General features: G+C 68.1%; 12 protein-coding genes. 9 read left to right on the top strand and 3 right to left on the bottom strand.

Annotated features, from left to right (window positions below; genetic code table 11):
- Positions 1 to 293: 293 nt before the first annotated feature.
- Genes ABZ318_RS23320 through ABZ318_RS23310 form a run of 3 tightly spaced genes read left to right on the top strand, consistent with a single transcriptional unit; the run spans position 294 to position 3,079 of the window.
- Positions 294 to 1,733 carry a hypothetical protein gene (locus tag ABZ318_RS23320; protein WP_356904402.1) on the top strand — a complete coding sequence of 480 codons (1,440 nt, stop codon included), beginning with the start codon at positions 294 to 296 and terminating at the stop codon, positions 1,731 to 1,733.
- 2 nt (positions 1,734 to 1,735) lie between these two features.
- On the top strand, positions 1,736 to 2,239 hold the full coding sequence (locus ABZ318_RS23315) for a hypothetical protein (RefSeq protein ID WP_356904401.1): 504 nt from the start codon (positions 1,736 to 1,738) through the stop codon (positions 2,237 to 2,239).
- A gap of 45 nt (positions 2,240 to 2,284) precedes the next feature.
- Positions 2,285 to 3,079: a fumarylacetoacetate hydrolase family protein gene (locus ABZ318_RS23310; protein WP_356904400.1), complete on the top strand. Its 795-nt coding sequence runs from the start codon at positions 2,285 to 2,287 to the stop codon at positions 3,077 to 3,079.
- Here ABZ318_RS23310 and ABZ318_RS23305 read toward each other — a convergent pair.
- From ABZ318_RS23305 to ABZ318_RS23295, 3 genes are all read right to left on the bottom strand, one after another.
- Positions 3,057 to 3,992 carry a hypothetical protein gene (locus tag ABZ318_RS23305; protein ID WP_356904399.1) on the bottom strand — a complete coding sequence of 312 codons (936 nt, stop codon included), beginning with the start codon at positions 3,990 to 3,992 and terminating at the stop codon, positions 3,057 to 3,059. The genes ABZ318_RS23310 and ABZ318_RS23305 overlap by 23 nt on opposite strands.
- Positions 3,993 to 4,412: 420 nt before the next feature.
- Entirely contained in the window at positions 4,413 to 5,468 is a 1,056-nt protein-coding gene (locus tag ABZ318_RS23300; protein ID WP_356904405.1) for a reverse transcriptase family protein, read from the bottom strand.
- A 276-nt stretch (positions 5,469 to 5,744) separates the two neighbouring features.
- Positions 5,745 to 6,863 carry a hypothetical protein gene (locus tag ABZ318_RS23295; RefSeq protein WP_356904398.1) on the bottom strand — a complete coding sequence of 373 codons (1,119 nt, stop codon included), beginning with the start codon at positions 6,861 to 6,863 and terminating at the stop codon, positions 5,745 to 5,747.
- Positions 6,864 to 7,053: 190 nt separating this feature from the next.
- Between ABZ318_RS23295 and ABZ318_RS23290 the strand changes: the two genes are divergently transcribed.
- From ABZ318_RS23290 to ABZ318_RS23265, 6 genes are all read left to right on the top strand, one after another.
- Positions 7,054 to 7,476, top strand: a complete 423-nt coding sequence (locus ABZ318_RS23290) for an RNaseH domain-containing protein (RefSeq protein ID WP_356904404.1) — start codon at positions 7,054 to 7,056, stop codon at positions 7,474 to 7,476.
- A gap of 215 nt (positions 7,477 to 7,691) precedes the next feature.
- The gene (locus ABZ318_RS23285; RefSeq protein WP_356904397.1) at positions 7,692 to 8,894 is read left to right on the top strand and encodes a serine/threonine-protein kinase; all 1,203 of its coding nucleotides are present in this window, start codon (positions 7,692 to 7,694) and stop codon (positions 8,892 to 8,894) included.
- A 169-nt stretch (positions 8,895 to 9,063) separates the two neighbouring features.
- The gene (locus tag ABZ318_RS23280; protein ID WP_356904396.1) at positions 9,064 to 12,222 is read left to right on the top strand and encodes a DEAD/DEAH box helicase; all 3,159 of its coding nucleotides are present in this window, start codon (positions 9,064 to 9,066) and stop codon (positions 12,220 to 12,222) included.
- Entirely contained in the window at positions 12,219 to 17,738 is a 5,520-nt protein-coding gene (locus ABZ318_RS23275) for a hypothetical protein (RefSeq protein WP_356904395.1), read from the top strand. The genes ABZ318_RS23280 and ABZ318_RS23275 overlap by 4 nt, the downstream gene beginning before the upstream one ends.
- Positions 17,735 to 24,442, top strand: coding sequence for a DEAD/DEAH box helicase (locus ABZ318_RS23270; protein WP_356904394.1), 6,708 nt, complete (start codon positions 17,735 to 17,737; stop codon positions 24,440 to 24,442). The genes ABZ318_RS23275 and ABZ318_RS23270 overlap by 4 nt, the downstream gene beginning before the upstream one ends.
- Entirely contained in the window at positions 24,439 to 26,748 is a 2,310-nt protein-coding gene (locus tag ABZ318_RS23265) for a UvrD-helicase domain-containing protein (RefSeq protein ID WP_356904393.1), read from the top strand. Before ABZ318_RS23270 ends, ABZ318_RS23265 begins: the two co-directional genes overlap by 4 nt.
- Positions 26,749 to 26,814: the final 66 nt, after the last annotated feature.

Below are 26,814 nucleotides of genomic sequence, written 5' to 3'. Positions count from 1 at the left end.
AGGTGCCGACCCGCCCACTCCGGTTGATGATCCGGTGCGAACGGACCAGGCCGAGGACATCTGCGAGTCGCTCAAGCGAAGGGATCGCCGCCCTCATGGCCGCGTCAACTGCGTTCAGAGCGTCGACGTAACCAAGCACGAGCCCTCGTGCATCCCCAACCCGTTCCATACGGCGTCATCCCCCCCCTGAGCCCGTGGTTGAAGGGGATTGTTCCATGGGCCGCCAGCGTCTCCGCAGGGCGGCATTCTGAAACGATCAGTTAAGGGGAGTCATGCCGACCTATCACGAAGCCATGAGCACCGACCTGTCCACGCTGACCGCCGCCGCGGGCAAGTGGGAGGAGATGGCCGCCAAGTTCAAGGCGCTCGAGGACCAGTACGAGAAGGACGTCCATGGCGTCCCGCTCGGCGAGTCATGGATCGGGCTGAGCGCGAACGCCGCCCACGCCAGGTTCACCGTCACGCTCAAGGAACTCCAAGGAGCGCAGAAGGAGGCGAAGGCAGTCGCACGTATCCTGCGTGACGCGCACACGCAGTTCACCGACCTGCAGGGCCGGCTCAAGGCGATCCGTGACGACGCCGTCAGGGTGGGCATGCGCGTCTCCGACCAGGGTGTCGTCGCTTTCGACACCGCGCAGCTCGCCCAGGGCGAACGCACGGCGTTCGGGCACGATCCCGACTACCAGGAAAGCGCCCGCACGCAGGCGAGCGAGTGGGCCGAGAAGCTCGCGCAGGCAGTCAAGGCGGTCACAGACGCCGACGACGGCATGCGCCTGGCCTTCGATGCCGCCGTTCTCGACTCCGACCTCATGGACGGTACGTTCAACGGCTTCAACCGGATCCCCAAGGAAAGCCCGTACCCGTCCCTGGCGGAGGCCGGTAAGGCCGCCAACATGCCCAAGGAACGCAAGGACGTCCCCGCCTGGTGGCGGAGCCTCGCCCCGGTCACCCGCGGCGTCCTGCTCCAGGAGCGTGGCGACGAACTACGAGCGGCCGGCATCATGGATTCGCAGTACCAGTGGCACTCCCCCGACCCCGGATCCGGCGAGTTCAACGTGGAAGAGCCCACTCCCCAGGATCTGTGGTTCCACGCCCGGACCCTGGCCATCGCGACGGCCGGCGACGCCGCCGGAGAGAACGCGGCCTCCCGCAACATGCTGCACTACCTACATGCCTCTGGTGAGCCGCTGAACCTCGACGTGGACCGGATCCTGCATGACGACCCCCGCTTCAGGGCTGAGATCGAAGCGAACCACATCGCCGACAACCAGGAGGCGTGGCGCAAGCAGGCGCTCGACGCGTTCGCGAAGGCCGGGGGCGACAAGACGGTCGTCATCCCGGTCGAGAGTGACCATGAGGGAACCGACTTCAAGAACGACGAGTGGTACCACGCGGTCGGCGCGCACGAACAGAACATCTCCGGCATGGTCACGGTCAGGCCGGGCGCGGACGGCAAGCCCACCGTCTCCCTCGACTACCAGGTAAACGTCTGGGACCGCTACAACTGGGACAAGGGCAAGTCAACAACCTTCCCTGGCGGCATCGTGATCCCGGACGACGAGATGGGCCGACTGCACAAGGTGGGCTTCGCTCAGGAATTCGACATGCGAGGCAGCAGCTCAGCTTTCAACCACGACATGAACAGCGACGCATCGCCCACGGTGAACCCCTCAGATCCCGGTCGCGACGGCGGCCGCGGGGACGTTTCGCGAGGCGATGAAGAGAACAGGTGAACATGCCGGACAAGACCACTCGACGCCTGCTGATGGTGTTGGCCGCCTCGTTGCTCTTGAGCTCCTGCTCCACATCCGACCGGGACCGCGCCACACGCGACCGCTACCCGTACTGGGAGCGGGGAGCCGGCGCACCCGAGGCCGCTGACTTCATGAAGGTCGACGTGCCGGCGGGCGCGACGGAAGTGAACGGCGCGGTTCAGGCGAACCCGCAGGAGGACGTCTACCTCCTCTCCTTCGTCACCGACGCGAGCACGGCCGTCCAGATCGCGGAAGACCTTCGCACAGAGAAGCCGCTCCACACCAAGGCAGTGGATCTCCCGCCGGATCAGGAACTCTTCGGGCACTTGGGGCTGCCGGAGCCGCAGACGCTGAAGGGTGCCCGTTGGGCGGGAGTGTGTCCGCCGTGCGTGAAGGACCACCGTCGTGGCGGCGTCCAGTGGATCGACGTCTACGTGCACGACGTGCCGGGCGGCAAGGCGCGGATGTACCTCCACGCCTTCTGATCGCTCCCTGGCCCGCAGTTCTCGGCGCGAAGGTACGGTTCAGGCATGAGGCTGACGGGTGAATCGCAGCGGCTGGTCAGGTTCGAGTGGAAGGGCGACGTCCTTCACGGGCGCCTCATCGCTGAGGACGGGAGCAACGTCCTGGAGGTGCTGAGCGCCGATCCGGTAAGGGGAGCGGCGGAGCTCACCGGCCGCCGCCTCCCGCTTCACGACGTACGGTTACTCGCCCCGGTCAGCCCCGGGAAGATCGTGGCGGTCGGCCGGAACTACGCTGACCACATCGCCGAGTTGAGTCTGGACACGCCGGCCGCCCCCCGGCTCTTCTTCAAGCCGCCGTCGGCCGTGATCGGCCCTGGGGAGCCGATCCGCTACCCGGCCCAGTCGCACGAGGTGCACTACGAGGCCGAGCTCGCCGTCATCATCGGCCGTACCGCCCGCGACGTGCCCGCCGAGCGGGCATTGGACTACGTCTTCGGCTACACGTGCGCCAACGACGTGACCGCGCGGGACATCCAACGAGAGGACGGGCAGCCGTCGTGGGCGAAGGCGTTCGACACGTTCTGCCCGCTCGGCCCGTGGATCACCACCGGCCTTGACCCGACGAAGCTCGTTGTGCGCTGCGAGGTGAACGGCGAGGAGCGGCAGTCGGCCGGGACGGACACCATGCTGCATCCGGTCGCCTACCTGCTGGCGTACATCACGGCGGCGGTCACGCTGGAACCAGGCGATGTGCTTCTGACGGGTACGCCGGCCGGAGTGGGCCCGGTCGTCCCGGGCGACGAGGGCGCCGTGCACGTGTCCGGAATCGGCGCCCTGGTCAATCCCGTGGTCGGCCGGTAGCTCGGCTCAGGCACGCAGCAGCTCGGCGAACTTCCTCCCGGCGGGGAGCTGGCCGTGTCCTGCGGTGCGGCTGAAGTCGGTGGCGTACTTCATGACCATGCCGGTGCGATGCTCGTCCGACAGTGCCGTCAGGGCCTGCGTGGCGGTGCGGTAAGCCTCCTCCCGGCTCGCCACTCCGGGCAAGGCACGTCGCGCGGTCCAAGCGGATCAGGGTCGGGTCGAGGTACTCCGTGGGCGGGTAGAGGTCGAGCACACGACGCTGGACCTGCCAGGCGTCCTCGGTGCGGCCGAGGTGCGTCCACGCGTTGCCGAGGTGCCAGAGGAACTGCCGCTCGGTGTGACCGAAGGAGGGGTCGTCGCGGTCCTCGGCCGCCACGTCCCGAGCGCGGCTCCGTCGGGGCGCCGTGCTCGGCACGCCAGGCGAGGAGTCCACCAACAGCAGGCTCAGCAAACCGCCCTCGAAGACGCGGTAGCGCACCAGGTCGATTCGCTCGGGCACCCGCTGCACGGCCACCCGGTCGTGGCGCGAGAAGCCGGCCGCGATACAGACCATCCGCGGACGACGCCAGTTGATCGATTCCGCCGCCTCCGCGCCCAGCACCTTCCGGACCAGCGCCTCGAACTCGTGCTGCGTCGACTTCAGCCACGCCATGTACGAGACGGCCTGCGACAGCACCCCGCTGTCAGACCCCTTCTTGAACTCGATCACCACTGGGCTGCCGTTCTCATCCAGCCCCAGCGTGTCGATCCGCCCCCGATGCCACGGACCGGTCGAGTACTCCGACGCCAGGAACCGGATCCCGAGCATCTGCTCCAGCCCGGCCTCGACCCGCCGCTGAAGCTCCACCCCCAGCGCCACCGTCGAACCAGACAGCTCGACATCCCGCCCGTCCGCGTCCTGCCGGAACAACATCAGCTCGGCTACCAGCGCCCCCTCCCTTGATCTCCGCACAAAGACCAATCGCCGGAGGAGTCCGCGTATTCCGCATCCACAGGGAGCGAGCCCCTCACCGCCCCTCGCGGAGTTCGATCGGGCGACCCGCGCGTGAGGCAACCGCCCCGATTAAGTGCTCGGTGCCCTGTGAACAGTGGGCTCCCTGCCTAAGTCAATGCACATCGCTCTACCTTTGATGACGCAAACGAGTGAGTGATCAGTCTTCGCTGGCGCAGATCAAACTTCAATGGCACCGGACAGCTGTCCCGTCGCACCGAACCATGAGCGAATCCCACCGAAGGTTGATGGATCACAGTTCGTCTCGTCGAACAATCGTCGCTGCACCCCTGCTCATGAGGGGTGCAGATGGCCTGCACGATATGGAAGACCGACCTCTGCTCACCAGAGGCGGCGCTCCTGGGTCGAAAGACCCGCAGCATTCATCAGGTGCTCCCATTGGGCGGCCAGTGGCTTCGACCACGCAGGGTCCACGCCATGCCCGTACGCAAGCAGCCCGTCGATGTGGTTGACGAACCCTTGCAGGGAGCTGTAGCCGGCGTGCTCGACGTGGGCCCCAAGCCCGAACTTGGCGACACCGCGGACGTGATCTTCGAGTCTCCTTCTCGTGTGCTGCGGCAGTCGGAGTCTCTCGCCGTCCACGAGGAGGCCCAAGACGATCTTGCGGGCACCTGGCGGCACAACACGGGTCTTCTTCCTGTGTAGCCGGAACTGGGCGGCGGACACCGTTGCCGAGATCTCGGAGACGCAGCGTGTGAGCGTGGAGCGGTCGAGGCTTCTCAGAGTGGAGAAGGTCATGTCGTCCGCATAGCGTGTGTACGTCATGCGGTACCGGTCGGCGACGGATGCGAGAGCCTCGTCCAGTGGGCGGGCGGCCAGATTGGCAAGGGCGCCACTCGCGGGGCCTCCCTGTGGGAGGTAGCCCAGGACCGGCGCACTGTAGGCGGGGATGGCTTGGTATGCACTCCTGAAGTGCGGCCAGGTGATTCCGCCCGGGACGCGGGTACAGACGCGGGCGATTTCGAAGGAGACGAGACTGTTGTATCCGACTGCCCGCAGGATCGATTGAACTGCACGCTCGTTGACGGAGTGGAAGAAGTCATGCAGATCGAACTTCAGTAACCACGAGGCGCCAAGGTGAAGCCGCGCGCACTGCACGGCAGAGCGTCCCTGCTGGTAGGCGTAGCTCGCCCCGTGCGCTGGGATCGGGCTGACTACGTTGGCCAGGAGCCAGCGTTGCACGTCCATCAATACGGGCGCTGGGGCCGCGATTGTGCGAGCTTTGCCGGGCTCACGCTTGGGGCGGGAGAACTCGGTGTATGGGTCCTGTCGCCGCTGGACGATCCTTCGCAGGTAGAGGTAGGGCGCGCCAGTCTGGTGGGCCAGGTGCCCCAGCGTCAGTACAGGCGTGAGTCCTTGACTTCGAACTCGTCGCATCTGCTCCAAAGCCTCGTCGATGACTGAGGAAGGGACGCCGTTCCTGCGGCCGAGGCCCCTATAGAGCGCGGGAGAGTCGATGGGGTGGCCTACCTTCGGTGTATCCCGCCCCCGGCGGGTGGTGCGAGTCGCGCGCCAGGCCCACGTAGGAGACCGTGCGCCTCGCACCATCCAGGCGTTCGACAGCTTGTCCACAGCGTGCGGCTCACGACCGCAGCCTGGCCTGCAAATGCAGACCGTTGACTCGGCGATGACCTCGCCGATTGCGCTAGGCCGTCACCGACTCTCCCGCAAGGTGCCAGGGTAGTAAGGCTCCTGACTGCCCCGCAAGCGGCTTACGACGAGCCGGGGCTTCGCTTTGGCTGCCCGCAGCTCCTTCCATCCTGCGTCGGTAGGCCGCGTTTGAGAGTCCACCAAACCCAGCTTCTGGGCCTGGAGGACGAGGTTTCTGGCCACCGGAACGGAGACCGAAACATCGCTCGCCAGTTGTTCGGGGTGTCTGCGGCCTTTCGCGATGTGGCCAAGGACCTCAACAAGGTCCCTGATGCCGCCCCGATAGCGCACGTGTAGCTTGCCCGATCCGGTCAGCTGGACTCGCCCCATGCCACGTAGCCCGAGTTCCGCGTTGCGCTCTGGCCGGTATCCGACGAGGTCACGCATGAGCCCCGACGGCGCAGTGCGCTGCTCGAAGAACGGTGCCCACTTCCCGTCGGGACGCCGAGTCCGACCCCTGGTCTGACGCAGGATGGATGGCAGATTGTTCGGCACGGTGTGCTCGAACACGAGCAGCCCCTCGCTGCCCGACCAGCCTGCACCGTCCTCGGGCCGCCGTGCGTAGTCTTCGCACAGCTTCCTGATCCTCCGGAGCTCGTCTGTATGCCACTGAGCCGAGGGAAGGTCCATCCCGCGGTGCAGCACCGACACCCCGTCGTACAGCCCACTGGCACGGATGCGCCGCAGTCCGGTGGTTGTTGCGGCGAAGAGGACCAGGTGCAGCCGGACCAACTTCAAGGAGCGCCAGCTGCGGATCGTCGCATTCCGCAGCCAAGCTCGCGCGTACGCCAGAGACTCCTCGCCCGAGCCAGCGTAGTCGGAAACGAACACTAGGCTCCGTGCACGACGCGCCTGGAGAAGATCAATCGTTATAGCGTTGCGCGTCACGACGGAGGTGTCCAGGCTCCGCTCCACACTGCGGATGATGTTCTGGACGATCAACTCGCTACCGCCGCCATCGCCACCAGAAACCTGTGGTGACACGTTGTCGATGAACATCGTGTCCGTCGCCTTGCAGGAGCGGACGCCATACAGTGCCGCTGGTTTCTCCATGCTGGCTTCACCAGCTAGGGCTGACCCCAGATGTTCCAGCAGCCCCTGCCTGAACGTTGTCTCCGACACGATATGCAGGCTGTCTAGCAACTGCTGAGCCGTCTCAGTGTCCCCGGGGCCGAAGTTGGTCAGCCACTCGATCCCCTGTTGGGTTTCGCTTGGCCTCGCTGGCTCCCTCACGGCACGCATGTGCACCGCGCCCCCTTGTACCGGATTCCGTATCTGAGCTGGCGTACCCCACCGTAGCGACTGCCCAAGCCTGTGTGGCGTAGTTTCCCCGTCTCCGTGCCGAGGCTGCCGCCCAGCCGACGCCAGTGTCGACCTCCACGCCCCTACAGGGCACGGCCACCACCAGTTCGACGGCAATGGTGCCGGCAGACAGGGCTCGAAGAAGACCCGCTACGGCGCACTGCCATGGAACAAGGGGAAGAACGAGATCAAGGCGAACTACTACGCCATGACCGCGACCGAGATCTTCCCGATCACCGTGAACAACAACCATCGCCGAGAACTGATGGTGGTGACCGCCAGGCTCTGCCACCAGGCCCTCGCCTGGAAGCACCGCACCCGCTACCCGATCCCCCTCCACGCGGCCCTCCAGATGGACAAGGACCCCCCGCAGTGCCGGCGCACCATCACGCCCGAGGACCTCGACGGTGAGATGAGCGGCGAGGATGAATAGCCTCGTCACCTTTCCGTAGCGGCCTGATTTCGGACACAGAGCCGGGAAGATCGGTCCAGTCCGATGTGATCACTTTCTCGCATGGGAGGCCGGTCGGTAGGCTGTGGGCGTGATTCGTCGGTTCCCCTACCCTTGTGCTCTGCTCCTTCTGCGGCGGAGCGAGGGCAGGTGCCGAGCGAGGCTGTGCTGTTGTTGCGGGAGTCAGGGGGTGTGCGGTGAGCAGCGCGCCTCTGCCGTCGCGTATCGGTCCGTACCTCGTCGAGCGCCGGCTCGGCGCGGGCGGAATGGGGGAGGTGTACCTCGCCTACTCGGTCGCGGGTGAACCGGTTGCCGTGAAGGTGATCCGGCCCGACCGTACGGACCCGCACACACGCGCCCGGTTCGAACGCGAGGCAGCGATCGCGCGCACGATCTCGGGTACGGGACGTGTGGCCCGTTTCATCGAGGCAGACCCGTTTGCCGAGCAGCCCTGGTTGGCCATGGACTATGTCCCTGGCCGCCCGCTTTCGGATGTCGTGCGAGGCCAGGGGCCGCTGTCCGCGCCGCTCGTCGCGAGCCTCGGCGCGCTGCTGGCTGAGGGGCTTGCCGCTGTGCACGCCGCTGGTCTGGTGCACCGCGACCTGAAGGCGCAGAACGTCATCCTCGGCGACTTCGGTCCGGTGATCATCGACTTCGGCCTCGGCGCTTTCGTCGGAGCGTCCAAGGGGACGCTCACGCAGGCCGGCATGGTCATCGGCACGGTTCGCTGCATGCCGCCGGAGCAAACCCTGGGCGAGGTGGACGTGACGCAGGCCGCTGACGTGTACGGCCTGGGCACCGTACTTCTGTACGCGGCGACCGAGCACTACCCGTACGACGGCGCCCGGTGGGAGGCAGTCGCCGCGCAGGTGGTCAACCCAGAGATCGGCCCCAACCTGTCCGGGATGCCCGATGAGCTGGCCCCGATCGTGACGGGCATGCTGGCACACAAAGCGGACGACCGTCCCTCCCTAGAGGAGGTGACCAGGCAGTGCGCCGATCTCATGCGTCAGCTGGGCACGAGTCCGGCTCGTGCACGGCGCGCGCTGATCCAGGAGACGACGGCGAAGGACCATTCCACGATGGTGCTGCCGCAGCCTGATGGACCGATGCTGGACCGGCTCGACTCACTTGAGAAACTGCTGCGCGAAGAGCCAGCGATTGCGGTGGAAGAGACCTCTGTCTCGCCACCAGGCGGTGAATCCGGTCCGGACTCACCAGCCGCGAGCGACACCGAGGGCCCACTCCCGCCCGTGTCCGTGCAGGTACCCGAGCCCGCGAGCGGGAGCCCGGCTGCGCCCACACCACAAAGGGGCCGCCCGCCCGCTTCCCGGAGGGTCGCCGAGGAGTTGCGTGAGCGCTACGCGGTGGGGCCCGCGCTCGCCTGGTCGAAGCGCTGAACTGCTCTCCCACCCTTCTACCGGCGAGGCCGGTCCAGGGGCGACAGAAAGAGCGAGTGGTGTCGCCCCTGGATTCGTTGGCGTCCGTCTCACCACATCGGCCGCCTCAGGCCGGCCCTGCACGACCACTCTGCACATCACGAGCACACAGTCCACAGAGGAGCACCACGTGACTACGGCGATGCAGCCTGAGGTTCCTGAAGGGCGCGACGCCGATCCGGCGCAGTCGGCATACCCGGCCGGTGCCAGGCCGGTTTTCGCCCCTGGCGCCCAGGTGCGCATCCGCCACGAGCAGTGGCTGGTGAAGTCTGTCTCGGAGTCCCGTGACGGACTCATGGTGGAGGTCAGCGGCGTTTCCTCGTTCGTCCGTGGCACGGATGCGATCTTCTACTCCGGCCTTGACGTGATCGAGGTGCTCGATCCGCGCAAGACCCAGCTCGTGCCCGACGAGACCTCCAAGCACGCCAAGGCGCGCCTCCACCTGGAGGCGGTCATCCGCAAGACTGCGCTGCCGCAGACCGAGCACGGCATCGCCCTCGCCGACTCCTTCCTCATGGACCGGCAGCAGCATCAGCTGCGCCCCGCCGAGCTGGCGCTGTCCATGCGCAACCCGCAGCCCCGGCTGCTGATCGCCGACGTGGTCGGACTGGGCAAGACGCTGGAGATCGGCATCACGCTTTCGGAGCTGATCCGTCGGGGGCGCGGCGAGCGTATCCTCGTGGTCACGCCCGCCCATGTGCTGGAGCAGTTCCAGCGCGAGCTGTGGACGCGTTTCTCCCTGCCGCTGGTGCGCCTGGACTCCACCGGCATCCAGCGCATCCAGCAGGAGATCCCGGCAGGCCGGAACCCGTTCGCCCACTTCAAGCGCGTCATCGTATCCGTCGACACCCTCAAGTCGGCGACGTACGCCCACCACCTGGAGAACATCACCTGGGACGCGGTCGTCATCGACGAGTCGCACAACCTCGTGAACAAGGGCACCCGCAACAACCGTCTTGCCCGCCGCCTCGCCGAGCAGACCGATGCGCTGATCCTGGCCTCCGCCACCCCGCACAACGGCGATGCCGAATCCTTCGCCGAGCTGATCCGGATGCTCGATCCGGCGGCCATCGCCGACCCCAAGAACTACAAGGTCGCCGACCTCGACCACCTCTACATCAGGCGCACCAAGACGGACCGGGAGGTGCGGGACAGCCTCAAGGGCAAGCCCTGGGCCGAGCGCGGTGACTCCCTGCCGGTGCCGGCTCCGGCGACACCGAAGGAGATCGCCGTCCTGGAGAAGCTCGCAAGCGAGTGGACCCCGGGAGACCCCGCCCGTTCGTCGGTCTGCGCCGATCCGCTGGTCGGCTACAACTTCCTGAAGGCGTTCCTCTCCTCCCACGTCGCCCTGCGGAAATCCCTCGCCAACCGTCGTGCCTACCTGGACGACCCGAAGAAGGGCAAGGTAAAGGCCGCGGCGGACACCCCCGAGCGCCGCGCCGCGCTCGCCGCCGAGAGCAAGGCGCTCGCGGAGCTGGAGGCGCTGGTCGCGGACTTCACCGACCAGGACTCCGCCAAGCTCGACGCGCTCGTACGCACCCTGAAGGAACTCGGCGTCGGCCCGCGCTCCGAGCGCCGCGTCGTGATCTTCTCCGAGCGGGTCCACACCCTGGACTGGCTGGCCCAGGAAGTCCCGGGCCGGCTCGGCTTCAAGAAGAACGAGGCGAAGGCCGACGCGACGCGTCCCTGGAAGGCGTACGGCGGAGCCGTCGAGGTCATGCACGGCGACACCACCAACGACCAGCAACAGCAGGAGATCGTCGACCGCTTCGGCCGGCTCGAAGAGCCGGTACGGCTGCTGTTCACCGGCGACATCGCCTCCGAGGGCGTCAACCTGCACCACCAGTGCCACGACCTCATCCACTACGACCTGCCCTGGTCCCTCATCCGCATCGAGCAGCGCAACGGACGCATCGACCGCTACGGGCAGGCGATCAGCCCCGAGTTCCGTGCCCTCACCCTCACCGCCGACGTGCCCTGGCGGCGCGACGAAGAGAGCGGCGAGATGCTCACGCTCGACGACCGGCTCGTCGGCGCCCGTCTGCTGCGGCGCGAGGCCCAGGCGCACGAGATCGAGACCGGCGAGGGCAGCGCCGAGGCCGTCACCGGCCTCTACAACGACAAGAAGGAAGAGGACCGCCTCACCCGCGACCTCATCAAGGGCGGCACGGTCGAGCGCTCCATCAAGCAGTCCCAGCAGGAGTCCGGCGGGGTCCTCGCGGGGCTCCTCGCCGGCGCCAACGCCCGGCTCGCCGACCCCACGGCCGCTCCCGCCACCCTCGGCACGGCCCCGGTGCCCGAGGCCGACGTCCCCCACGTCTTCACCGACACCAAGGCGTACTTCCACGCCGCTATGGACCTCATCTACCCGGAGGCCGAGCGCGTGGCCCTCGGCTGGAAGCCCGAGACGACCCATGGCCGAATCGAGTTCACTCCGCCCGACGACCTGCAGTACCGCTTCCGGGCACTGCCGAAGTCGTACCTGGAGCAGGAGAAGATCCTCACGACGTCCAAGTACGACGGCACGCTGAGCATCACCTTCGACAAGAAGTACGCCGCCGACCGTCTGGAGGCCGCCCGCAACGCCAAGCAGGGCAAGACGGACCAGCCCACCTCCCAGTGGCCCAACGTCTCCTACGTCTCCGACATCCACCCCGTGCTTGACTGGGTAACGGACAAGGTCCTTGCCAAGCTCAAGTACGACGAGGCGTTCGTCCTCGCCTACCGGCCCGACCTTGCCAAGGCCAAGCGGATCGACGCCACCCTGCCCGAAGCCCTCACCGGCCCGGTCTACCTCCTGCAAGGCGTGTACTCCAACGCGGCGGGCAAGCCGACGGTCGTGGAGTGGATGGCCATCACCGGGCTCGCTGCGGACAGCCCTCGCGTATGGCGCATGGACTCGACGTTCCTCGCCGCCTGCGGCGTCGGCCCCGACATGCCCGGCCGCGCCCAGCCCGTCGCCCCCGACCTCCTCCAGGAACTCGTCCCCGCGGCCGTCGACGCGGCCGAGACCCACTTGCGCGAGCGCCGCGCCGACTACGACAAGCAGGTCGACTCCTACCTCGCCCCGTACGAGGACCGGGTGCAGGTCTGGGAGCAGGGCGCCCTGATCGCCGTCGGCAACCAGCAGCGCCGCATCCAGCAGGTGTACGACACCGCCGCCCGCCGCCGCGACCTCGTACGCCGCCTGCGAACCGACGGCGACCCGATGCTGCGGGTCCTCTGCGTTCTCGAACCCCTTCACGCCACTACCGAGTCCACCGCGCACGCCGAGGAGTCCGCACGATGAGCTACACCTACGACTCCTTCGCCAACCGCGGCGAATACCTCTCTGCCCACTACTTCAGCGAAGAGCTGGAGAACACCCTCAAGAAGGGCAAGGCGGGCGACGAGGGCCTGTTCACCCTGTGGACCGGCCGCGAGACCGACCCCCACGATCCCCAGCCCACTCCGCGCGAACTCCTGCCCCGGCTCCGCGGAGACTACCTGGCCACCTCGCGCCCCTTCCTGAGCTCCCGTGCCCAGCAGGAAGAACCCGGCAGCACCTACGACGACCCGACGGGGGAGTGGGCCGAGCACATCACCACCTGGCACACCACCGTCCTCAAAGCCCTTGGCTACGGTGAGCGGCCCAAGCAGCCGATCACCGTGCACAACGCCGGCAAGGAGTACGAGCTCCAGGTCGCCTGGTACGGAGACGGCATCGTCGCCCTCGACTGCGGCTGGACCGACTCCCTCGACGACGCCCTCGACCCCGACGAGGCCGGACAGCTCCTCCACCCCCTCAAGGCCACCGACGGCCTCATCGAGCTCGGCGAGAAGCTGGCGGGCTGGCTCTTCCAGAGCGAACTCCACGAGCCCGGCGGCGACGCTCCCCGCTTCGTCCTGCTGCTGTGCGGCGGCGTACTCGTCCTCGCCGACCGCAAGTCCTGGGCCGAAGGCCGCTACCTCGCCGTCAGCCTGGACGCGGCCCTCGCCCGCAACGACACGGCCAAGGCCGGCGAACTCTCCCTCCTCGCTGCCCTCTTCTCCCACGACATGCTCGCGCCCCGCCCCGACGGCAAGGGTCGACGCATCGACGAGCTGATCAAGGCATCCCGGGACAACGCTGTCGGCGTCAACTCTGAGCTGCGCAAGGGACTCCAGCAGTCGGTCGAGATCATCGCGAACGAGGTCCTCGACCGCCTGCGCGAGGCGAAGGTCAAGCCACGGGAGATCGAGGCCCTCAGGAAGGGACCGTTCGCCAAGCAGCTCACCCGCGAGTCCCTGCGCTACCTCTACCGCATCCTCTTCCTCTTGTACGCGGAGGCCCGCCCCGAACTGGGCATCCTGCCCGCCGACGACTCCACCTACGAGGCCGGCTACTCGATCGCCCGGCTGCGCGAGCTGGTTGCGCGCGAGCGGAAGCTGGTCGACGAGGACAGCCGAGGCGGTTTCCACCTCTACGCCTCCCTCGACGTCCTCTTCAACAAGGTCAACTTCGGACACCGCCCGCACGGCACCGAAGCGGACGATGCCGAGCCCGCCGCCGAGCGCAGCGAACAGCGCGGCCTTCGCTTCGAGCCGCTGCGCAGCGAGCTGTTCGATCCGAAGGCCATCACCCTCATCGGCAACGGTGTCCTGGACCCCCGCTGGGACGAGGACGGGGACGAAGAACCGCGGTGGCTGGACCTGCGGCTGCGCAACGAAGCCCTGCACCAGGTGCTGCGTCTGCTCACCCTGAAGGAGGCCGGCCAGAAGGGCCGGCAGGGCGGCTTCATCTCCTACCGAAACCTCGGCATCAACCAGCTCGGCGCCGTCTATGAAGGCCTGATGTCCTACACGGGCATCATCGACGAGGAAAAGGAGCTGGCCGAGGTCGCCAAGCCCGGCGCCAAGAAGGCCGGCAAGCAGTACGGCGACCCCGAGAAGGGCTCCTGGCTCGTCCCCGCCGACCGGCTGAACGACTACCCGGAGAACACGCACGTCGTGTACTCCGCCCAGGACACCGAACAGCACGGCCTGCGCGGCCCCAAGAAGTACGCCCCGGGCCGGTTCGTCTACCGCCTGGCCGGCCGCGACCGCGAGACGTCCGCCTCGTACTACACCCCCGAATCCCTCACCGAGGTCACCGTCGAGCTGGCGCTCAAGCACCGCCTCGACCAGGAGAAGGACGCCGACGGAAATACGGTACGGACCCGCGCGAGCGAACTCCTGCGCTACACCATCTGCGAACCGGCCCTCGGCTCCGGCGCGTTCCTCAACAAGGCGATCGACCTGGTCGCGGAGGAGTACCTCAAGCGCCGCCAGGAGGAGCTGGGCGCCAACCTGGACACGTCGAAGGCGCTCGAGGCGAAGCAGAAGGTGAAGGCGTACATCGCCCTTCACAACGCGTACGGGATCGACCTCAACGAGACGGGTGTGGAGCTCGCCGAGGTGTCGCTGTGGCTCAACACCATGCACCCCGGGATGCGTGCCCCGTGGTTCGGCCTGCACCTGCGGCGCGGCAACTCCCTGATCGGGGCGCGTCGTTGGGTGTACGAGGCCGAGCGCATCAAGAAGGAGCGGACCATCGGCGCGCAGACGCCGACCAAGCTGCCGTTCCGGGCGACCGGGGACGGCGCCGAGCAGCCGCTGCCGGACGGGGCCGTGCACCAGTTCCTCCTGCCGACGCCGGGCTGGGGCGCGGTCGCGGGAGCGAGCGGCGACGCGAAGAAGCTGGTCGAGCAGCTCGCCGGGACGCAGGTGGACCAGCTGAAGGCATGGAAGAAGGGCGTTCAGACCAAGCCCAGGACGACGGGTGGCAAGGCGAGCCAGCTCGCCCGGCTGCAGGCCGCGGCCCGTCGGGTCGAGTTCCTGTGGAAGCTCGTCGCCAAGCGCATGGAACTCAGCGAGCAGGAGATCGCCCGCACGATCGACGTGTGGGGGACCGACCGCGAGGAGAACGCGGAAGAGTACGCCTTCCTCCGCCACGACAAGCAGAACGCGGACCAGAGCCTGCCGCTGACCAAGGAGCAGGTCTTCAAGGACCTCTTCGAGGCGGAGGGCTCCCCGTACTGGCGCCTCAAGCAGGTCATGGACGCGTGGTGCGCGCTGTGGTTCTGGCCGCTGGACAAGGTGGGCCTGCTGGACGGGACGGACGCGGAGTATGAGACGGCTCCGGTGGTCGCGGCGGAGGCCGGGACGGACTTGGACGCCCTGCTGTCGTCGGTGGCCGGGGCGGCTGGGCCGACCGCCGAAAACGAGACGCCGCTGCCTGCGCCCGAGCCCACGGCCGTGCCGCGATTCGTCGAGAGCCGGATGCTGTTCGCCATGGACGGTGACCAGATGTCCCTGGGGGAGGAAGGAGCCGACGAGGAGTTCGTGAAGGCGGATGGGCTCAAGACGGCACGTACCCCTTCCGCGCCGAAGAAGCCCCGTGGGCCGGTACGCCGGCGTGACGTCATCCCGCTTGCGGACCTGGACGACTGGATCGCCTTCCTGGAATCCATGGTCGGCACAAAGGACCTGCAGCAGGGGACGATCCTGTCGTCCCTCGAATCGCTTGAGGAGCTGAAGGCCCTCGAAGAGCTGATCCAGACTCAGCCCGAGATGGACATGGACGATGCGCGGAAGGCGGTCGAAACCCGCTACCCCTGGATGCGGATCGTTCGTGATATCGCCGTGGAGCAGGGTTTCCTGCACTGGGAGCTGGACTTCGCGGGCATCTTCGAGAGCGAGGCGGGTGGGTTCGACCTGCAGGTGGGTAACCCGCCGTGGGTGCGGCCGCGCTGGAACGAGTCCCTGGTGCTGGCGGAATGCGAGCCGTGGTTCGAGCTGGAAGAGCAGGTCTCCACGTCGGTGAAGGAGAAGCGCCGCGACGACCTGCTGAAGTCTCCAGATGCGGCCGCCTATGTGCTGGGTGAGATCACGGACAACGTCGGGCAGGTCGCTTTCTACGGAGCGCCGCAGGTGTATCCGTTGTTGGAGGGAACCCAGCCCGATCTGTACCGCGCCTTCATGTGCCAGGTATGGGACCATGCGTCTGTGCGGGGCACGACCGGATTCCTACACTCGGACACACACTTCACCGGGGACAAGGAAGGTGCGTTGCGGGGTGGAGCGTACCAACGGCTGCGGATCCACGGCGATTTCGTGAACTCCGGTCAGCGGTTCTTCCCTCGCCCCGTGGGCGACACCACGCACTTTGGCGTGCATGTCTACGGTCACCCTCGGGAGATCGACTTCAGTCACCTCTCCTGGCTGGTATCGGCCGATGCCCTGCGCTTTTCGGCGAACCATGACGGTTCGGGAGAGGCCCCGGGAATCCGCTATCAGAACGGGGAGTTCGACGAGCGTCCACACCGATCGCGCGTTGTGCACGTCAACAGGGAGCTACTCACGGTCTGGAAGCGGCTGTTCGGTGACACGGGCCCGGTGGAGGAGGCACGCCTGCTGTTTCCTGTGAGCACGGCCGAGGCGTCCGCCATTGAGGCCCTGGCGAACTATCGACTGCGTCTCGCGGATTTCCAGCCACAGATCACGCCCGGCTACCACGAGAGTGGGGCCAAGAAGGATCGGCTGATCGACTACAACCGGCCGGACCCGAAGACGGGCGAGCCGTTCGAACCGGACCGGTGGCGCCATGTGATCCTCAAGGGCACGCAGATCAGCGTCGCCACACCGGTGTTCAAGCGGCATGACGCCAACTCCAACGCGCCCTTCGGCGCCGATTTGGTCTCGCTGCCCTCGGACTTCGTACCAGACACGGAGTACGTGCGAGTGCCCGGCCGCGCGCAGGAGTACCTCAAGGCTCAGGATCGCTGGATCGATCACCAGGCGCTCGAACGCCTTCGCGCGGACGACAAGGCGCTGGCGCGTGCGCAGGCTCAGGTGGCCGAGGCGATGGGGGATGCCAAGCAGGAGGAGGTGGATGCTCTGCTCGTGGAGCGGGCCCGGAGACGGAACACGACGTTCTACCGAACAGCCTGGCGGCGACAGGTTGCGCCGAATACTGAACGCGCGTTGTACCCCGCGATTGTGCCTCCCGGCGCGACGCACATCGACGCCGTGCACAGCCTGGCAATGCCCGGGCGACTGATGACCTCACTGGTTGCTGGGTTTTGGGCGGCATTGCCCGTGGACTACCTCCTCCGCTCCTCTGGCCGGGGGGACCTGCGGATCGCCGGAGCGAAGGCGATGCCCGCCCCGTCACCGCATCACCCCCTCGCCCCCGCCCTCCTCCTCCGTACTCTCCGCCTCAACTGCCTCACCACCGCCTACGCCGATCTCTGGCAGGGCCTCTACGACCCCACCTGGCCAGCGTACGAACCCTGGGCCCTCAACTGGCCCGGCATGAAAACGGAACTCCACTCCGTGACCTCGACCTGGCGGCGCGACACCCCCCTCCGTACCGAGTACGCCCGTCGCGCCGCACTCGTCGAGATCGACGCACTCGTCGCCGTTTGGCTCGGCATGGATGCGGACGCCCTGATCGCCGCGTACAAGGGGCGATTCCCCGTGCTCCAGAAGTACGAGGCGGCAAGCTGGTTCGACGCCGAGGGGTGGAAGCTGGCGAGCAATGCCCGAACCATCGGTCAGCGTCAGACCAAGGAAACCTGGACCCAGTTCGAGGCCTACCGCGAAGCGGTCGGTGAGCCTTCCCCCGACGGTGTGCTCCCCGCCGACCCCGACGCCACACCTCCCGACGGCTACACCGCCCCCTTCTACAAGGCCGACCGCGAGCGCGAGATGCGTGAAGCCCACGCCTACTTCAAGCAGCGTCTCGACGAAGCCGTGAGCAGGGGCCTGTGGGACCTGGAGAAGATGGAGGTTCCGAGCCGGTGAGGCCGACCCTCGAAGCGCAGGGACTCAAGGAGAGCCTGCTCCAGTACCTGTCCACGACGTACGGCCTCGCCGACGAAGGCGTACGCAAGGCGCTACATGCCTTCCTCGGGGATGAGACGACGGGCATGTTCCGCGGCCCGTACCTTCGCCTTCGTACGCCCTTCACCCCGGCCGACGACGGTTGGCAGCAGCATCTGGACTGGGTGCGTACGGACGGCTGGATGCCGTACGCGCACCAGGCCCGTGCCTTCGCCCGGCTCACCTCGAAGGACGGGCATGTACCCGAGCCCACCCTCGTCACGACCGGTACGGGCTCCGGCAAGACCGAGTCGTTCCTGTACCCCGTGCTCGACCACTGCGCCCGAGAGCGCGCAGCAGGGAACAACGGGGTCAAGGCGATCTTCCTCTACCCGATGAACGCCCTGGCCACCGACCAGGCAGCGCGCATCAACGGACTGCTCGCCGACTACGACGAGCTGAGCGGCGTACGGGCCGGCCTGTACATCGGGGACAAGGCGGCGACGCACTACGACCGGGTCTACACGCGCCGGCAGGACATGCGGCTGTCGTCGCCGGACATCCTGATCACCAACTACAAGATGCTCGACCTGCTCCTGCAGCGTGCCGCCGACGCGCCGCTGTGGGACGGCAGCGACATCCGCTACGTGGTCGTCGACGAGTTCCACACGTACGACGGCGCCCAGGGCACCGACGTCGCCATGCTGCTGCGTCGCCTCGCCATCGCCGTCGGCGCGAGCCGGCCCGGCAAGCCGCTCGGCACGATCACTCCCGTCGCCACCTCCGCGACCCTCGCCTCCGGCACCGATGCCGACGGAGTGCGGCAGCTCCTCTCCGTGGCCGCCAACGTCTTCGGCGCCGAGTTCACCGAGGACGCGATCGTCGGCGAGAACCGGCTGACGGTCGACGAGTTCATGCTCGACGAGTCGATCACGGACGCGAAGTTCCTTCCCGGACAGGCCGCGCCCCCGGAGGCGCTGACCGCCCTGCCGGATCCGGCCTCCGGCCCGGAGGCGCTCGCGGATCTCGCCGAGGCCGTCACCGGACGCCGTACCACTGATCCGGTGGGCCTCGGCTCCGAGCTCAAGCGCAACCGTCTGACGTATGCGGTCCTGAAGGCCTTCGACGGCACGGTGTGCACCTACGACGAGGTGCTCGACGTGATGCGCCGCAGTGGGGCGAAGAGCTGGGACGAGGCGATCACGACGAGGCCGCAGGTCGCCGCGGCGGCACTGGCCCGTTTCGTCGCCCTGCTGTCCGTGGCGCGCGACCCGGATACGCCCGCCGGGATCAGCCGCCCCTTCGTCCAGGTGGAGGTGCACCAGTGGGCGCGGTCTGTCACACGCATGCTCCGGGGCGTACTGCCGTGGCCGAAGGCGGAGTTCGCCTGGGACACGGTCGGGGCGGAGAGTCGGCTGCGTACGACGCCCGACACGACCACCTCCCGCGACACGAAGGTCTTCCTGCCCGCGGTGTACTGCCGCGAGTGCGGGCGCTCCGGCTGGTCGGTCCTCGCTCCCGAGTCGGACCTGGAGGAGCTGAGCTTCGAGGCCCACAAGATCCGCCGGGCCACCGTCACGGCCAACAAGTCCAAGGTGCGCACCCTCGTGGCGGCCACCGACAACGAGGCCCGTGAGGGCAATGGCCGTACCGTCATGAACCGGGCGGAACAGAGGTCGCTGACCACCGGTGGCGCGGGCGTGCTCATGGTGCTCGACGGGTCTTCCCGCCGCCTGCGCCTGCCCGACCCGCAGGACGATTACGACAACGAGGGCAACCCGCAGCCCGCCGGGCCCGATTCGGTCTTCGTCCTCGTCCAGCTGGGGGACACCGCGGAGCGGGCAGCCAAGGACGACTGGTGCCCGGCGTGCGGCACGCACAACGCCATCCGCTTCCTCGGTACGGGCGCGGCCGCGCTCGCCGCCGCGTCCATCACCCAGCTCTTCACCGGCGGGGAGATGGACAGGGAACAGCGTGAGACGAAGACGCTGATGTTCAACGACTCGGTGCAGGACGCCGCGCACCGGGCCGGTTTCGTCGCCTCCCGCTCGTACACCTTCTCCTTGCGGGCCCTGTTCACCAAGCACCTGAGCGAGCAGCGCTCCACCGCGCTGAACGACCTCGTCGCCGATGTCGTCGCGTCCACCACCGATCGCGAGACGCTCGCCGCCGTCGTCCCGCCGGACCTGCACGACGACGCGGGAGTCGCACGGCTGCTGTCGGGCAAGGGGCGCGGTGGGGACAAGAGGACCTGGGACCTGATCGGCGAGCGGTTCGCGTTCGAGGCCGTGATGGAGTTCGGCCACCGTTCCCGTAACGGCCGTACCCTCGAATTGACCCGCACGGCTGCCGCCTGGGTGGGCATCCCCGACGAGCGGGCCGCCGTCGCGATCGTGCGAGCCGTCCATGAGGAGTCCGCTCAACACGGGCTCGCCCTCACCGCGCACGACGATGCCCGATACCTGGCGTTCCTGCGCGGCCTTCTGGAGCGGCTGCGTACCCGGGGAGCCGTGGGTCACCGTTGGCTGGACAAGTTCCTCGACGAGGCGGGCACGAGCCGCTACTTCATCTGGGGTGGCCGCCCGCGTGGCATGAAAGCCTTTCCCCGGGGTGTCTCCGCCCCGACCTTCCTGCTCGCCCGGCCCAAGATGAAGAGCGAGTTCGACTTCGCCGCCGGGCGGCTTTCCTGGTACCAGTCCTGGGCCCAGCGCTGCTTCGACATGACCCGCGAGCAGGCCGACGAGTTCTGGGTGCGGCTGCTGCCCCAGCTCATCGACGCCGGGTTGCTCTCGGCGCGCACCCCGCAGGACACGGCCGCCCGCGTCTACGGTCTCCAGCCGGGCGCTGTCCGCCTGCAGTTGCTGTCCGAAACCCAGGTCAACAAGGCGTACGTGCGCTGCCCGAAGTGCTTCTGGGAGCAGACCGTCCATCCCTCGCTGCTTGCGCAGTACCACGGGCAGCCCTGCCAGTCGTACCGCTGCGCGTCCGGACGCCTCGTCGCGGGCGACCGATGGCTGGAGACCGTGGACCGGCACGACCGGGACCGCGACTACCGTGACGACTACTACCGCAGCCTGTACCGGCGAGCCGGCACCTACCAGGTCATCACCGCCGAACACACCGGTCTGCTCTCCCGGGGCAAGCGCGAGCGCGTCGAAGAGGCCTTCCGCAAGGGGGAGGGGTTCAACGACCCCAATGTGCTGTCCTGCACGCCCACCCTCGAGATGGGCATCGACATCGGCGACCTGTCCGCCGTCGTCCTCGGCGCCCTGCCGCGCCGTCCGGCGAACTATGCCCAGCAGGCGGGCCGGGCCGGGCGCCGTACCGGCAACGCCTTCCTCCTCACCATCCCCGACCGCTCCCGTCGCGACCTGTACTTCCTCGACCGGCCGCGGGACATGATCGACGGGCGGATCGTGCCGCCGGGTTCGTACCTGTCGGCCATCGAGATCCTGCGCCGCCAGTACACCGCCCACCTCCTCGATCTGGCGGCACGCGGCCGCCTGCTGCGCGAGGACGGCAAGCCGCTGGCCGCCCTGTCGCGCCGTGTCGACGAGCTCTTCGGCCCCTCCGGCTATCTCGCCGACTTCACCGAGGCCGCACTCGCCCACGGCGAGGAGCTCGTCGCGGGCTTCCTCGCGCTGTTCCCGACCGGTGTGAGCGAGACCGCTCAGGGGGAACTGAAGGAGTACGCGGTCCGGGGGATCCGCAGCGCGATCGAGAAGGCCGAGCGGGAGTGGGAGCGCGAGAACCAGAAACTGCGCACCCGTATCCGTACGATCCGCTCGGCTATCGACGAGCTCAAGGAAGGCGACGACGAGCAGGCGCGTACGAAGGCGGAGCTGGAGGCCGAGCTGGGCGCCCTCTCGAAGCAGGGAGCCACGCGTCAGCGCCAGCCGGCCCAGACCGTGCTGTGCGACCTCGGCCTGCTGCCCAACTACGCCCTCATCGACGCCACGACCACCCTGGAGGCCACCGTCTACTGGCCCGAGGGCACCACACCCGAGGGGCGGGACAGCTACAAGTCGAAGCCGTTCTCCTACGGACGGCCGCGCAGCTTCGCCCTGTCCGAACTCGCCCCCGGCAACACCTTCTACGCCGAGGGCTACAAGCACCGGATCACCGGCATCGACATCGTCACCGGCCGGGACCAGGACTGGCGCCATTGGCGCTTCTGCCCCTCGTGCGGCTACGTGCGCACCGAGAACGCCGAGCACGACATCACCCCCTGCCCGCGCTGCGGGGAAGCGGGCATCGCCGACTCCGGCAGCCTGTGGCAGATCGTCCAGCCCAGCGTCGTCACCGCCCGCGACAAGCGCGAGGACGCCAGGATCGGAGACGAGAGCGACGACCGCGATCGCCGCTTCTACACCGTCGTGGACATGGTCGACATCGCCCCCAAGGACTTCGCCCCGGGCAAGTCCTGGCGGCACACCAAGGAGATCTTCGGCGTCGACTACACCCGCCGCGCCGTCATCCGTCGCGTCAACGCCGGACCGCTCAGCATCGGAGCCCAGGAGAACGACCAGCTCGCCGGACGGCCCGTGCGCATCGCCCCCTTCCACGTGTGCACCGCCTGCGGAGCCGCGACCGCCGACGGACGGCCGGTCTTCGACGACGACCGCGACGCCGTCGACAACTCCGCCAACCGCCAGCGCGAAGTCAAGCATCACACCCCTTGGTGCCCGCTGCGGCGCGGCAAGCAGGACGTGCCCCAGGAACCCGTCCTGCTCGCCCACGAGCTGGAGACCGAAGCGCTGCGGATCCTGCTGCCCGCCGCGACCGTCCTCGTCGAGGAGCGGGTCCACTCCTTCCAGGCGGCCCTGCGCCTGGGCGTGGACGAAGCCTTCGGCGGTGACCCCCAGCACCTCGATTCCACCCTCGCCACCATGCCGGACCGTGAGACCGCGGAGAAGCGGCACTTCCTGGTCCTGTACGACCGCCTCCCGCACGGCACCGGCTACCTCGACCGGCTCACCGACCCGGCAGCCTTCCGGCAGGTACTCGAAGGGGCACGGCGGCTTCTCGAGGAGTGCCCCTGCAACGGGGAGGCCGTGCCGGCCTGCCACCGCTGCCTGTACCGCTACGCCGACGAGCAGTACATCGACCGCGTCTCCCGCCAGGCCGCCCTGGAGATCCTCGACGAACTCCTCGGCACCGACACCGACGCGTGGAACACCAAACCGGTCGGCAACACCGACCAGATCGGCCTCGACGGACAGGTCGAGTCCGACCTCGAGGCACGCTTCCTCAACGCCCTGCGCGGGTGGGTCGGCCAGCGTAGCGATGCCGTCCTGGAGGAGAGCGGCGACAACAGTGCCTACCTGCGTCTTGACGAGGTCGGCACCATCCACGGCTGGCGTCTGACCGCCCAGCGCAACGAGGGGTTCACCCGTACCGACTTCACCTTCGAACGCATCGAGGGCCCCAAGCAGAAGATCACCGTCTACCTCGACGGACACCGCTACCACGCCACCCGCAAGCACAACCGGCTCGCCGGCGACGCCGACAAACGGAACCGGCTCCGGGCCGACGGGCGCATCGTCTTCCAGCTCACCTGGGACGACCTCGACGCCTTCGAGCGGCAGACCGGCACGGCACAGGCTTCCTCGGGACGGGAGGCGGCCGAGCCGGTATGGCCGCCCTACCCGCACAGTGCCCAGGACATCGCCAAGCAGCTCTACGCCGATCGTGGCGGTGATGACCTCGCCACCACCGGCTTCGCCGACCCGATGACCATGCTCCTCGCGTACCTGCGCAGTCCGGACGACGCGGCCTGGGGCAGGCGGGCATCGGCCGTGGTCGGCGGACTCCTCGGAACCGGGCAGGAGATCCTCGTCGGCAACGGCACCGCCGACCAGACCCGTCAGGCGCTCGACCGCCTCCTCGACGCCTGGGGTGACACCGACGGCATCGACCCAGCCCCCGTCCAGGGCACCGGCACGCTCAACCTTTTCCAGAGCAGCGACCATTCTGGTCTTCCTGTCGCCTTCCTCGTCGACGGCGTCACCGGCCACTGGTCCGCCCTGGTCTGCCTCGACGACACAGCACCCGACCAGCTCGGCACGCCCGAACACAAGGCGCGCTGGCGTTCCTGGCTCCAGTGGTCCAACATCCTGCAGTTCCTCGCCCACGACGGCGGCGACGGTGTCCAGCTGACCACGGCCACCGCGGCGAAGTGCGACACCTCGGTCCTCAAAGCCTTCGGCGGCCTCGGCGAACTCGAATCCCTGGTCGTGCAGTACGGCACCGGCACGCCCGCGCCGCAAACCCCCGTAGTGGAGGCACCCGAGGCCACCCCGCTCGAAGCGAAGCTGCGGGACCTGCTGTGGGACCGGGAGATCCTCGAGTACCTCGACGAGGACGAACCCGACGCCCCCCTCACTCGCCTCGCCCACGCCCTGGCCGACGGTGGCAAGGCAGCCCCCGCCTACGGCTTCGAGCTCGGCGAACGCGGCTGGCTCGCCGACTTCGCCTGGGACCACGGCGACCAGCGGATCGCCGTCATGGCCGAGTCGTACGACCACGAGGACGAGGAGAGCGACAAGACCTGGCGCGCCTACCGCGACGCCGGGTTCACCATCCGCTCGGCCGACGAATGGCTCGCCGATTTCGACGCCCTGCTGACCGCGCTCCCCGACGCCACCACCCGCCCCGACTCCGAAGAACAGGGTGCCGCACGATGACCGCACGCCTCAGCCTCTACCAGAAGGCCGAAAACGAGCTCTACAAGATGGAGTCGTCGGTCAAGACGAAGTTCTACGACTTCTGTCACCAGTTCCGCCTCGACCCCGACCACCCCAGCCTCGACCTCAAGCCCCTCAAGGGCGACGGCAGGATCTTCCGCGCCAAGATCGACCGTTCGTACCGGGCGCTTCTCGCCCGGGCCGGTGTCGGCGCCGATGGCATCCCGCAGTGGCTGATCGTCGCCGTCCGCCACCGCAAGGACGTCTACGAGGAACTCACCGTCGCCATCAACCGGATCACCGGTGAAATCGAGTTCGTCGACCTCGGCGTCGTCGGTCAGAGCGTCCTGCAGCGCGCGGGACTCCAGCTCACTCCGGCTCCGGACGAGCAGACCGTGCCGACCGAGCCCACGCCCGCGCCCGTCGTGACGCCGGAACCGGCCGTCCCCGCCGAACCGCTCCTCGCCGGCTGCACCCCCGAAGACCTGCGCCGGCTCGGTGTCGCCGACCCGCTCATCGACCTCGCCCTCACCGTCACGACCGACGAGGAACTCGACCAGCTCATCGCCGGCGCCCCGCGTCTGACCGCCGAGGTCCTCACCGGCCTCGGTTCCGGCATGTCCGTGGGCGAGGTCGAGCGCGAGATCACCCAGCCCGCCGCCACCGAACTCGAGCCGGGCTTCGAGGACGACATGGCGGCGGCCCTCACCCGTACCGCGGTCACCACGGTCGACGACGACATCCGTAACGTCCTCGCCGAGGGCGACTTCCGTGCCTGGAAGGTGTACCTCCACCCCACTCAGCGCAAGATCGTCGAGCGGAACTACGGCGGTCCCGCCCGGGTCAGCGGTGGCCCCGGCACCGGCAAGACCATCGTCGCCCTGCACCGCGTGGCCCGTCTCGCCGCCGCTCTGCCGCCCGGCCACAACAAGCCGATCCTGCTGACCACGTACACCAAGAACCTCACGGCCGACCTGCGCTCCCGGCTCACCTCGCTCATGGATCCGGCACTACTCGGCCGCGTCGACATCAAGCACATCGACCAGCTCGCGCAGAGCGTCCTCAACGAGAACACCGCGCCCGGCTCGCAGCGCAGCCTGATCACCGACGACCGGGCCCTGGACGTCCTGCGCGAAGTCCTCTTCGAGCACGACGAGCAGCGCTGGGGCGCCGAGTTCCTCTTCGACGAATGGGAGCAGATCGTCCTCGGTCAGTCCCTCGCGACCCGTCAGGACTACTTCAAGGCCCGCCGCGCCGGCATGGGGCGCGCCCTGAGCCGCCCCGAACGCGCCGCCATCTGGAAGCTGCTCGACCAATTCACCCTGCGCCTCAACGGTCTGGGCCGGGAGACCTGGGCCCAGGCCGCCGAACGGGCGGCCCGCTACGAGATGGAACGCGCCCACAAGATCAAGGTCCGGGCCGAGCGCAAGGCGGACATCGGCGGCGGTGATCTGGTCCACCTCGACGACAACAGCTCCGCGATGCGCTACCTGCGTCATCGCTACCAGCACATCGTCGTGGACGAGGCCCAGGACCTCAGCCCCGCCCACTGGAAGATGCTGCGCGCCATGGTCGCGCCTGGCGAGGGCGACCTCTTCATCGCCAGCGACACCCACCAGCGGATCTACGACCGGCAGGTCACCCTCTCTACCGTGGGCATCCACATCCGCGGCCGCGCCTCGAAGCTGACGCTCAGCTACCGCACCACCCAGGAGATCCTCGACCAGGCCGCCAAGGTCGTCAGCGGGGCAACCTATGACGACCTCGACGACGGCACCGACACGCTCGACGGCTATCACTCTTTGCTGCACGGCCCGGCCCCCGAGTACGTTGCCTGCGCCGATTGGACCGACGAGATCGCCCAGCTCGCCGAGGCCCTCAAGCAGTGGCGCGCGGACATCACCCAGCCTGCCGCGGACGGCACCGTACGCGACCCGAGCGGCACCATGGCCGTCTGCGTCGCCGACGGCGAGATGGCCGGCCGCGTCGCCACCGACCTGGAGATGAAACACGGCATCACCACCGCCACCCTCACCAAGGACGGCCCGCAGGGCGGCGGCGAGGTCCACATCGGCACGATGCACCGGTTCAAGGGGCTCGAATACCAGAAGCTTGCGATTATCGGCGCGAGTGACGGGATCCTTCCGCGCACCGCCCTCGTCGAGCAGTACGAGAAGGCCGACCCCACCCGGTACGAACGCGAGCTCAAGAAGAGCCGTAACCAGCTCTTCGTCGCTACCACTCGTGCCCGTGACGCATTGCGTATCTCCTGGCACGGCAAGCCTAGTCCGTTCCTGCCTTTGTAGCAGGTCGGGGCGGCCCCGCGCCGCTGAGATCTCCTGCAACGGCTCAGCGGCGTGGGTAGCCAGATT

Origin of the sequence: Streptomyces sp. NPDC006197, from assembly GCF_040613865.1 — a bacterium.
GTDB lineage: Bacteria > Actinomycetota > Actinomycetes > Streptomycetales > Streptomycetaceae > Streptomyces.
This window is presented reverse-complemented; position numbering and strand designations above follow the sequence as displayed.

Coding starts and splice junctions, on each gene's coding strand:
- ABZ318_RS23320 (WP_356904402.1), top strand. CDS start 294: ATGAGCACCGACCTGTCCACGCTGACCGCCGCCGCGGGCAAGTGGGAG.
- ABZ318_RS23315 (WP_356904401.1), top strand. CDS start 1,736: ATGCCGGACAAGACCACTCGACGCCTGCTGATGGTGTTGGCCGCCTCG.
- ABZ318_RS23310 (WP_356904400.1), top strand. CDS start 2,285: ATGAGGCTGACGGGTGAATCGCAGCGGCTGGTCAGGTTCGAGTGGAAG.
- ABZ318_RS23305 (WP_356904399.1), bottom strand. CDS start 3,992: ATGTTGTTCCGGCAGGACGCGGACGGGCGGGATGTCGAGCTGTCTGGT.
- ABZ318_RS23300 (WP_356904405.1), bottom strand. CDS start 5,468: ATGCGACGAGTTCGAAGTCAAGGACTCACGCCTGTACTGACGCTGGGG.
- ABZ318_RS23275 (WP_356904395.1), top strand. CDS start 12,219: ATGAGCTACACCTACGACTCCTTCGCCAACCGCGGCGAATACCTCTCT.
- ABZ318_RS23265 (WP_356904393.1), top strand. CDS start 24,439: ATGACCGCACGCCTCAGCCTCTACCAGAAGGCCGAAAACGAGCTCTAC.